Source organism: Candidatus Hydrogenedens sp., assembly GCA_035361075.1.
GTDB lineage: Bacteria > Hydrogenedentota > Hydrogenedentia > Hydrogenedentales > Hydrogenedentaceae > Hydrogenedens.
On sequence record DAOSBX010000002.1, the window covers coordinates 149,517 to 159,720 of the forward strand.

Genomic DNA, 10,204 nt, shown 5'->3' on the forward strand with positions numbered 1-10,204 from the left:
TTATTTAATAAATGAAAACCAATAATAACAGATTCTTGCTTAGATTTTCATAGAACAAAGATTGCAGTAAAAATGAGTTAGATGGGTTTGTTATTTTCATCAACATGGACAATCACAGGTTTCCAACTTTTTGCCTGTTCCTCATCAACCTGTATAAATGCAACAATAATCAGCAAATCTCCACGTTGACCTAATCGTGCTGCAGCTCCATTTAAACAAATATCACCACTCCCCCTTTTCCCTTCTATTGCATACGTAACAAAACGGTCACCTGTATTAATATTAAAAACATGAACCGCCTCATAAGGAAGAATACCTGCCTTTGACATTAAGTCAGGGTCAATCGTAATGCTCCCTTCATAATTAAGATTAGCATCTGTTATCTTGGCTCGATGAATTTTGCTTTTTAACATTGTTAAAAACATTTTTTAACCTCCATTCAACTATATCTGAACTTTAATGTTATCAATTAACCGTGCCCTTCCTACCCACACAGCAACAGCAATTAACACATTACCAGAAAGCTCATTCAATGGTTCCATGGTATCTCCATTCACTATTTCTATGTAATCAATATCCAATTCCGACATCTCAGAAGATAGTACATCCTTAATTTTATCAATAGAACGTTCTCCTTGTTTTATCATGTCATTTACTTTAAACAAACCACGGGAGATACAAAGAGCTTGTTTTCTTTGGGTTGGTGTTAAATATTGATTTCGCGAACTCATTGCCAAACCATCTTCTTCACGAACAATAGGCATCTCTACAATTTCAATTCCCATATCCAAATCACGAACCATTCTTTTAATAACAGCACATTGTTGGGCATCTTTTTGCCCAAAATAAGCACGGTCTGGTAAAACCGCATTAAATAATTTTGTAACCACTGTTGCTACACCACGGAAAAAATGAGGCCGTGACTTACCACACAACCCCTCAGACACGTTCTCAACCACCACATAAGTTGAAAAATCGTTCGGATACATCATTTCTGCAGTTGGATTATAGATAACGTCTACACCTACTGAAAAACACATTTTCCTGTCCTTTTCAAATGAGCGTGGATACGACTCATAATCTTCGTTCGGTGCAAATTGAGTAGGATTGACAAAGATGCTAACAACCGTTACATCATTTTCCGCAACAGAGGCTCGCATTAGGCTTAAATGTCCTTCATGAAGTGCCCCCATAGTCGGAACAAAACCTATCGTTTTCCCCTCTTTCTTTTGAATAAGCGACCAATTACGCATCTCGGCAGGAGTTGTAATAATTTCCATAATGACATCTCCTTTTTAGGTATAACTATGTTTGTCTTCTGGATACTTTTTCGTTTTTACCTCTGTAACAAAACTCTCAAATGCCTTCTTCATTTCATCACGCACATCCGAATAGGTTTTCGCAAATCGTGCCTTTCCCCAGCCCAATATGTCATAACACACAAGTATTTGACCATCACAGTCAGGACCAGCACCAATTCCAATCGTTGGTATGTCCAAATTTTCTGTAATTTCCTTAGCCAAATCCATAGGAATACATTCAAGAACAATAGAAAAACATCCTACGTCCTGTAATTCTTTGGCTTCACGCTTTAACCGTTTCCTACATGCCTCAGAGCGTCCTTGAACTTTGTAACCACCTAATTCAAGAACAGACTGAGGTGTTAATCCGATATGTCCCATCACTGGAATGCCTGTCTTGATAATTTTTTCAATGGCAGACCCATATTTTCCAACAGGTCCTTCTAATTTAACTGCATGGACCCCTCCTTCTGAGACAAGCCTACCTGCATTTCTCAAAGCTTCTTCTGGCGATATTTGGTACGACAAAAATGGCATATCCGCAATAACCAGAGTATTTTTTACAGCACGGGAAACAATAGAGGTATGATATAGCATTATATCCATCGAGACACTCAGGGTATTTTCTCTGCCCATAACTACCATACCCAGAGAATCACCAACCAAAATACCATCAACCCCAGCCTCTTCTTCTAACTGCGCAATTAAAAAATCATACGCCGTCAATAAGACTAACTTTTCATTTTTTTTCTTTTGTTCTAAGAAATGAACTACTGTATTTTTACTCATCTTTGCCTCCTGAACCGTGACTTCATCATACTGAATCCGTCCCGGTCCCGTTTGGGCTCCAAGCGGAGCGGTTCAAGGAGTTACCATTAAGTTTGTTCTTACCACTTTACCTTCGACGTCTGGGCTTAACAAAAGTTCTTCAATTGTCTTACCCGTAATTGGGTCAATTTTACTGCCACATAAATCTGCAAGAGGTTGCAATACGAAACGTCGTTTACGGAACTCTGCATGTGGAAGAACCAATTGCTTATCATTGATACATACATCATCATAAAAAATAATGTCAATATCAATTACGCGTGGTCCCCATCGTTCTTGGGAAGTCCTTCCTAATTCATATTCAATTTTCTTAATTTCACGTAGGAGTTCAAGCGGATTTAACTCCGTCTCAATCTCCACAGCGATATTCAGAAATATAGGTTGATATACATTACCTACTGGCTCCGTTTCATATATATCCGAAGCCCTTTTTATCTTCGTATTTAAGATTGTACCTAACTTTTTTAAGGCTTCGGCGATATTATCAAGCCGGTTGCCTAAATTACTACCAATACTTAAATACACTATCATATCTAACTCTCTAAATCATATTATACCATTTTAGAAAATATAAATAAAATCAACATAACTCGATGTTTGATTTTACATTCGCTTTTATCATATCGTATTTCAATCACCTAAAACATATATGAAGGAGACCAAATATGAGCAAAATCTATCAAACAACATTCTTTTATTTCATCGTAACTATATTTACAATTACAATACTCTCGTTAACAGCGATAGCACAAGATTACACAAAAGAATCCAAAGAACAAAAAGACCAGAGAATGAAATGGTGGAGAGAAGCACGGTTTGGCTTATTCATTCACTGGGGATTGTATGCCATACCCGCTGGAAAATGGGGAGACAAAACACATTATGGTGAATGGATTCGACATGAAGCACAAATTCCTTTACCCGAGTATGAAAAACTGCTTACTCAATTTAACCCTGTCAAATTCAATGCTAAGGAATGGGTGAAAATGGCAAAAAATGCAGGCATGAAATATATTGTTATTACCTCAAAACATCACGATGGTTTTTGTCTATTCGATTCCAAAGTAACTGATTGGGATGTTATGTCAACACCATTTAAAAGAGATATCTTAAAAGAATTATCTGATGCATGCAAAGAAGAAGGTATTAAAATGTGCTTTTATTACTCGATTATGGATTGGCACCATCCAGATTACCTTCCACGAAGAGAATGGGAAAAGGAACAACGACCAGAAGGAGATGCCAATTACGACCGTTATGTTGAATATATGAAAGCACAATTGAAAGAACTCGTAAATAATTACGGCCCTTTAGGTATTTTATGGTTTGACGGAGAATGGGAAAATACTTGGACATTTGAGAGAGGTGTAGATATGTACAACTATGTCCGTTCTTTACAGCCAGATATTATTATTAATAATCGTGTTGACGGAAGTCGTTCAGGTATGGCTGGCTTGTCCGAAGGTAAAAGTGTCGGGGACTACGGAACACCCGAACAGGAAGTACCTGCTAAAGGTTTACCTGGTGTAGACTGGGAAACATGCATGACTATGAATAAACATTGGGGCTACAACGAATATGATAAATTCTTTAAAACAACAAAAACATTAGTCCAATTATTAGTGGATATAGTTTCTAAAGGTGGAAATTTCCTATTGAATGTAGGTCCAATGGCAAATGGTGAATTTCCACCCGAATCGGTAGAAAGACTAAAAGAAATAGGAGAATGGATGAAAGTTAATAGTGAATCAATCTACGGTACTGTAGCGAGTCCATTTGACAAACCATCTTGGGGTAGATATACACAAAAAAAGGCAGAAAATGGTAATACTATCCTGTATGCTCATGTGTTTCAGTATGAACCTAAAAGTAAAATTAAAATTCCAACAGATAAAAAACCTCTCAAAGTATGGTTATTAAAGAACCCTTCCGAGACGGTTAAAACCACAAATAAGAAGGGAAATCTTATCGTTCATCTACCTCAAATAGAACCTGACCCCAATGATACAGTTATTGGATTAGAGTTTGAAGGAAACCTATAAATAAACATAAAAATGGCGCGCCTGGTGCGACTCGAACGCACGACCCACGGCTTAGAAGGCCGTTGCTCTATCCACCTGAGCTACAGGCGCGCTTCTTCATTAAATTATACGAAAAAAAGCCGATAAATTAAAAATTGGGGGTCTGCTCAAAGGTATGATGTGATTTTATACCTATAAATACATCCATATTCTTTTTGAGATTTAGTTGATGATACTCATCTATAGAAATAAAGGCTAATAAAGAATTCCCTTTTGTATCCATTAGTTCTATCTTTACCATAGGTCCCGCTGTGTTAATATATTGAACTGTCGCAGGTATAGGATTCTCTTTGGATAGGTTTAGTGCTATAGAAATTTGATTAGGCCTCACAAAAACTCGTTTCTCTACTCCTCTTGATTCATCAGGTAAAAACACAATTTCCCCATTGCTCAACTCACGAGCATGAAATAGATTAACATCACCTAAAAATTGAAAAACAAACGGCGTTTTAGGAGAAAAATATACCTCTTCAGGTGAACCTATCTGTTCAATTTTGCCTTGATTCATAATCACAACACGGTCCGAAACTTCAAGGGCTTCTTCCTGGTCATGAGTAACAAAAACACTTGTAACATGTATTTCATCATGTAATTTTCGAAGCCATCTCCGCAACTCCTTACGCACACGGGCATCTAATGAACCAAAAGGCTCATCCAAAAGTAAAATAGACGGTTGAATTGCCAAAGCCCGTGCCAATGCTACTCTCTGTCTTTGACCACCAGAAAGTTGCATGGGATAGTGATTGGCTAAAAAGTCCAACTGTACCAGCGAAAGCAAATCCATCACCCTCTTTCGTATTTCTGGTTCATTAGGTCTGATTCTACGAGGTTTTACCCGCAATCCAAATGCCACATTTTCAAATACGGTCATGTGTCGGAAAAGAGCATAATGTTGAAATACAAAACCAATACCTCTATCCCGTGGGTCTTCCTTTGTAACATCTCTGCCCTCTAAAATAACATTTCCCGAATCTGCTCGCTCCAATCCCGCAATTATTCGCAAAATAGTCGTCTTACCTGAACCAGAGGGACCTAATAATGCTAATAATTCGCCTCGATTTATGGAAAAACTTACATTATCTACAGCCACAAAAGAACCAAATTTCTTCGAAACGCCAATTAGTTCAATACTCATTTTGGTATTCAATCTCCATATTTGTGAGTTTTCATATATAGATAAATGGGGTCTCTTTTCTCTATCCATTTACGGAAAATTAAACTGATAATACCAACTATACAGAGCAAACTCGCTACACAAAAAGCCCCCACAAGGTTATATTCGTTATACAAAATCTCAACTTCAAGAGGAACCGTTATTGTCTTACCTCGTATGTGTCCTGAAACAACAGATACCGCCCCAAATTCTCCTACACAACGGGCAGAACATAAAACCATCCCATAAAATAAAGCCCACCGAATATTAGGCAACGTAATCTTTAATAGAATTTGCCATGTATTTGCACCTAACATTCTTCCTGCTTCTTCCATTTCTTGCCCCTGCTCTTCCATTATAGGTATTAGTTCTCTTGCGACAAACGGAAATGTAACAAACAAAGTTGCAAGAACCATCCCAGGAAACGCAAATATTATCTGGATATCCCATCTCTCTATAAACGTGCCCAACAAACCGTTTACAGAAAATAAAAGAATAAAAACAGTGCCCGCAACCACAGGAGACACAGTAAAAGGCAAATCTAAAAAGGTAAGCAATATCTTTTTACCTCTAAATGTATATCTGGTAACATACCATCCACAGGCAATTCCAAAAATCGTATTCACAGGCAAAACAATACATAATATTTTTATAGTTAATAATATAGATTCGAGTGTTTCCTTCCGTGTGATATTATTTGCATAAACGAATAACCCCTGACTAAACGCATTATAAAAAACCACAAATAAAGGAATAACAAGAAACAAAAGTAGAAAACAAAACGCAATTATTGTTAACAAAAAACGAAAACAGAATATAAACACTTTCCTTGATTTCATAAACTAAAAAGTACCTGTATAACGTTTATTCCAGAATTGAAGAAAATTCAAACATAAAAGCAATATAAATGATACAGTTAAAAGAAATACCGCTATAGATGCAGAACCATAATAATCATATTCCTCTAACCGCATTACTATCAGTAATGGAGCTATTTCTGTTTTTAATGGCTGATTCCCTGCAATAAAAATAACCGAACCATACTCACCCATTGCTCGGGCAAAACTTAATGTAAAACCTGTTAACATGGAAGGCAGAAGAGTAGGAAATATAATTTTCAGAAAAATATTCCAGCGGGAAGCACCTAAACAACGGGCTGATTCTTCAACCTCAGGGTCTAAATCTCGTAATACAGGCTCAATTGTCCTCACTGCAAATGGAAAACTAACAAAAATCATTGCAATAGCAATACCAATAGGCGTAAAAACAACCTTAAATCCATGTGCCTCTAAAAATGAACCTATCCAACCTCGTGGTCCATACAACCATGTCAGTGAAATACCTGCAACTGCAGTTGGCAACGCAAAAGGCAAATCAATTAACGCATCCCAAAACCCCTTAAACGGTAGTTTATATCGCACTATTACCCATGCAACAAGAAACCCAAATATAGAATTAACACAGGCAGATAATAAGGACAAACCAAAAGATATTTGATACGCCCTTATTGCCCTAACCGAAAAAACTGCAGAAATAAAATCATTTAATGAACCACTAAATACCTTTATATACAGTGTAGATAAAGGAAGAAGAACAATAAAACTTAAATACAACCATGTTATACCCAATGAGAGCCCATATCCAGGTAAAATAAATTTTCGTTTAAATATCTTTTCCATTATCATTACTTTCTTTCTAACATAATCTGGTCAAAAATACCCCCATCTGAAAAATGAATCTTATGAGCCTCGTCCCAGCCTCCAGGATATAACTCTTCAAGTCGAAATAATTTAACCTCAGGAAACTGGTCTTTATACTTATCAAATATCGTGGAATTGCTACAACGGTAGTAATGTTTAACAATTATATTTTGAGCCTCATCAGAATAAAGAAATTCAAGGTATGCACGAGCAACATCTTTCGTTTTATGTTTTTCTGCATATTTATCAACCACAGCAACAGGGGGTTCCGCTAATATACTCTCACCAGGCGAGATAAGTTCAAGGCTATTTTGTGTCTCCTTTATAGCAAGAAAAGCCTCATTCTCCCAACTTAAAAGAACATCTCCTATCCCTTGAAGAAACGTATTTGTAGAACCTCTTGCACCTGTATCTAATACAGGAACATTCTTATATACCCTCTTAACAAATTCACGTGCTTTTTCTAAACCACCTCTCCGATATGCATACCCCCAACATGCTAAATAACACCAACGTGCACCACCTGAAGTTTTAGGATTGGAGGTTATAACCTGAACATCAGGACGGATTAAATCTTCCCAACTCCTAATATTCTTAGGATTCCCTTTTCGAACAAGAAACACAATTGTCGAAGTATAAGGACAACTATTATTCGGTAATCGTTTTTGCCAATCCTGAGGCAAAAAACCTCTTATTTTTGAAATCATATCAATGTCATAAGCCAACGCTAACGTTACTACATCCGCTTCTAAGCCTTCCATTACTGACCTTGCTTGTTTCCCCGAACCTCCATGTGACATCTGGATATTAATAATATCTCCATGTTCTCTACTCCATTTTTCAATAAATATTTTATTAATATCTTTATACAATTCTCGGGTCGGGTCGTATGAAACATTCGTCAAATTTATAGTCTCTGCAAAACAAGTAAATAAACAGAAAAATAATACAAATAACAGTAATAAATATGTTTTCATAACTACAGAATCTCCTTATATTTATTTAAATTGGATAGCAATTAAAATGCCATATATAAGAACATAAAATCTTATCATAAAAACCAAGAAAATACAGACGTTTTACTTACTATTATAAAAATGATATAATAACTTCTGAAATATATATCAATTTAATCACGATATATCGTGGAGAAATAAGATGAATAAAGAAATGTTATTCCAAATTTGGAAAGAAGTGGCAAACCATAACCGATTAGACTACTTCCTGCTACATACTGTTACTGATATAAAAAAAATGTTACCTTCCTTAGAGTTTATTGATATTTGTATTTTCAATAAACACTTGAAAACGATAGAGATATTAACAACCCCAGATAATAATATACCCCATCGAACCAATCACATTAAATCAAATGATGACTTATTAAAAACAGTTCATAAATGTTTTGAACATAAAAAAGTAATAAACGCTATAAATAAACAAATAAAAATACATATAAATAAAATGTTGATGGAATTCTATGAAGAAGATATCTTTCCTTATATTTTTTTAGGTCCTCTCTATTATGAAAAATCTTTAGAAGGTATATTAATTGCAATATTCAGAAAAAACTATCCAATTGAACCAAGAGCGGAATTCATCCTTGAACAATTATTAGAGCCATTTTCCGTAGCATTAGCAAACCATAACAGGATTATTGAGTTAGATACATATAAAAGAGCGGAAGAAGCCGAAAAAATAAAACTATTACGTAAATTAGGAAGGGATATTTTTATCGACCGTATTATTGGTGAAGACACTGGACTAAAAGTAGTTATGGAACGTGTAAATATTGTAGCCAAATCCGATTTGCCTGTGTTATTGTTAGGTGAAACAGGAACTGGAAAAGAACTCATAGCAAGAGCCATTCACCAAAGGTCAAATCGAGTTCAGGGTCCAATTATTCGCGTTAATTGTGGTGCCATTCCCCCAGAGTTAATCGACTCACAGCTTTTTGGCCACGAAAAAGGTGCCTTTACTGGAGCAATAGAACGACACATAGGTTGGTTCGAACGGGCAGATGGTGGAACATTGTTTTTAGATGAGATTGGTGAGCTACCAATGCACGCTCAGGTTCGCTTACTACGCATTTTACAAGATGGTTGGTTAGAACGAATTGGCGGAAAAGAGCCTATTCATGTGGATGTCAGATTAATTACCGCAACCAATAGCGATTTATCACAAAAAGTAGCAAAAAAAGAATTTCGGGAAGACCTCTTCTATCGCATTGCCACCTTCCCAATAGTTCTACCACCACTTCGTGAAAGGAAAGAGGATATCGATGAAATGGCAAGATACTTCTCAGAAAAATCCGCTCAACGTTTCAGTTTACCAATTGTTTACCCATCCGAAGAAGACATCAATTTATTAAAACAATACTCCTGGCCTGGCAACGTTCGCGAATTAGGTGCCGTGATTGACCGTGCAGTTATCCTCGGAAACGGTAAAAAATTAGAAATAGCCCGTGCATTAGGCTTATCAAACATCGAATATCCCACACAAATCCCAACAGATAATACTACTAACTCAGAGATATTACCATTAAACGATTACATAAAAAAATACATAGAAGCTGTGCTAATTAGAACTAAAGGCAAAATCGACGGTAAAGATGGCTGTGCAGAAATCCTGAAAATAAATTCCAACACACTACGTGCTAAAATGAAAAAACTCGGTATAAACTGGAAACAATACAAAAACAAATAACTTATCTAAAACGGCTCCATACTATTAATAATAAGAATATCGCTAAATCGGTATATTAATTTAAATAAACATTAATCTTAATATAACCAGTACATTCCTCTTAAACTACTTACTTCTGAAAAATAGAAGCAGACTACCTATCCGTCTATCCAAAAGAATGAACATATATGACGTTCGAATCCCTGCTCCCGAACAGATAGACTATTTCTTCAACAGATGAAAAAGATTTAACCACAGAGGACACGGAGATAGAGGAGGGAATGATAAGAATTGGCTCTGTGGTTCTCTGTGTACTCTGTGGTTAGATTTTCTTTACCGTATGTAATTGCGAAGTAAAAGACACAGGTAGGAGTGGCTGGGATGCTATAAATATTTTTTTATGAGGTTGAAAAAAATTAATTAAAAAAGATGATATTAAAGTTGAATTTCAATTTT

10 protein-coding genes and 1 tRNA gene are annotated in these 10,204 nt (G+C 36.1%); 2 read left to right on the plus strand and 9 right to left on the minus strand.

The window, feature by feature from the left end; all coding sequences use genetic code 11:
• Positions 1 to 77: 77 nt before the first annotated feature.
• The 4 genes from PLJ10_01280 to folK form a co-directional block, all read right to left on the minus strand.
• Positions 78 to 425, minus strand: coding sequence for an aspartate 1-decarboxylase (locus tag PLJ10_01280; protein ID HOK08275.1), 348 nt, complete (start codon positions 423 to 425; stop codon positions 78 to 80).
• 18 nt (positions 426 to 443) lie between these two features.
• Entirely contained in the window at positions 444 to 1,280 is an 837-nt protein-coding gene (gene panC, locus PLJ10_01285) for a pantoate--beta-alanine ligase (protein ID HOK08276.1), read from the minus strand.
• A 15-nt stretch (positions 1,281 to 1,295) separates the two neighbouring features.
• Positions 1,296 to 2,090: a 3-methyl-2-oxobutanoate hydroxymethyltransferase gene (gene panB / locus PLJ10_01290; protein ID HOK08277.1), complete on the minus strand. Its 795-nt coding sequence runs from the start codon at positions 2,088 to 2,090 to the stop codon at positions 1,296 to 1,298.
• A 72-nt stretch (positions 2,091 to 2,162) separates the two neighbouring features.
• Positions 2,163 to 2,660, minus strand: a complete 498-nt coding sequence (gene folK / locus PLJ10_01295) for a 2-amino-4-hydroxy-6-hydroxymethyldihydropteridine diphosphokinase (GenBank protein ID HOK08278.1) — start codon at positions 2,658 to 2,660, stop codon at positions 2,163 to 2,165.
• 134 nt (positions 2,661 to 2,794) lie between these two features.
• Here folK and PLJ10_01300 point away from each other — a divergent pair, with 134 nt between their 5' ends.
• Positions 2,795 to 4,171 carry an alpha-L-fucosidase gene (locus tag PLJ10_01300; protein HOK08279.1) on the plus strand — a complete coding sequence of 459 codons (1,377 nt, stop codon included), beginning with the start codon at positions 2,795 to 2,797 and terminating at the stop codon, positions 4,169 to 4,171.
• A gap of 13 nt (positions 4,172 to 4,184) precedes the next feature.
• Here PLJ10_01300 and PLJ10_01305 read toward each other — a convergent pair.
• The 5 genes from PLJ10_01305 to PLJ10_01325 form a co-directional block, all read right to left on the minus strand.
• Positions 4,185 to 4,261, minus strand: a tRNA-Arg gene (locus tag PLJ10_01305).
• Between the two features lie 37 nt (positions 4,262 to 4,298).
• The gene (gene cysA / locus PLJ10_01310) at positions 4,299 to 5,345 is read right to left on the minus strand and encodes a sulfate ABC transporter ATP-binding protein (protein ID HOK08280.1); all 1,047 of its coding nucleotides are present in this window, start codon (positions 5,343 to 5,345) and stop codon (positions 4,299 to 4,301) included.
• Between the two features lie 8 nt (positions 5,346 to 5,353).
• The gene (gene cysW / locus PLJ10_01315) at positions 5,354 to 6,202 is read right to left on the minus strand and encodes a sulfate ABC transporter permease subunit CysW (protein ID HOK08281.1); all 849 of its coding nucleotides are present in this window, start codon (positions 6,200 to 6,202) and stop codon (positions 5,354 to 5,356) included.
• A gap of 3 nt (positions 6,203 to 6,205) precedes the next feature.
• The gene (cysT, locus tag PLJ10_01320; GenBank protein HOK08282.1) at positions 6,206 to 7,042 is read right to left on the minus strand and encodes a sulfate ABC transporter permease subunit CysT; all 837 of its coding nucleotides are present in this window, start codon (positions 7,040 to 7,042) and stop codon (positions 6,206 to 6,208) included.
• A 5-nt stretch (positions 7,043 to 7,047) separates the two neighbouring features.
• A complete protein-coding gene (locus PLJ10_01325; GenBank protein HOK08283.1) occupies positions 7,048 to 8,040 on the minus strand; it encodes a sulfate ABC transporter substrate-binding protein in 993 nt (330 codons plus the stop codon).
• A 181-nt stretch (positions 8,041 to 8,221) separates the two neighbouring features.
• On the opposite strand from PLJ10_01325, the gene PLJ10_01330 reads away from it, so the two are divergent.
• Positions 8,222 to 9,769 carry a sigma-54 dependent transcriptional regulator gene (locus PLJ10_01330; protein ID HOK08284.1) on the plus strand — a complete coding sequence of 516 codons (1,548 nt, stop codon included), beginning with the start codon at positions 8,222 to 8,224 and terminating at the stop codon, positions 9,767 to 9,769.
• The last annotated feature ends 435 nt before the right edge of the window (positions 9,770 to 10,204 follow it).

What these genes read in the sequence shown, in the direction of transcription:
- panB (HOK08277.1), bottom strand. Translation starts at nt 2,090, where the DNA reads ATGAGTAAAAATACAGTAGTTCATTTCTTAGAACAAAAGAAAAAAAAT.
- cysA (HOK08280.1), bottom strand. Translation starts at nt 5,345, where the DNA reads ATGAGTATTGAACTAATTGGCGTTTCGAAGAAATTTGGTTCTTTTGTG.
- panC (HOK08276.1), bottom strand. Translation starts at nt 1,280, where the DNA reads ATGGAAATTATTACAACTCCTGCCGAGATGCGTAATTGGTCGCTTATT.
- PLJ10_01300 (HOK08279.1), top strand. Translation starts at nt 2,795, where the DNA reads ATGAGCAAAATCTATCAAACAACATTCTTTTATTTCATCGTAACTATA.
- folK (HOK08278.1), bottom strand. Translation starts at nt 2,660, where the DNA reads ATGATAGTGTATTTAAGTATTGGTAGTAATTTAGGCAACCGGCTTGAT.
- cysT (HOK08282.1), bottom strand. Translation starts at nt 7,042, where the DNA reads ATGGAAAAGATATTTAAACGAAAATTTATTTTACCTGGATATGGGCTC.
- PLJ10_01330 (HOK08284.1), top strand. Translation starts at nt 8,222, where the DNA reads ATGAATAAAGAAATGTTATTCCAAATTTGGAAAGAAGTGGCAAACCAT.
- PLJ10_01325 (HOK08283.1), bottom strand. Translation starts at nt 8,040, where the DNA reads ATGAAAACATATTTATTACTGTTATTTGTATTATTTTTCTGTTTATTT.
- cysW (HOK08281.1), bottom strand. Translation starts at nt 6,202, where the DNA reads ATGAAATCAAGGAAAGTGTTTATATTCTGTTTTCGTTTTTTGTTAACA.
- PLJ10_01280 (HOK08275.1), bottom strand. Translation starts at nt 425, where the DNA reads ATGTTTTTAACAATGTTAAAAAGCAAAATTCATCGAGCCAAGATAACA.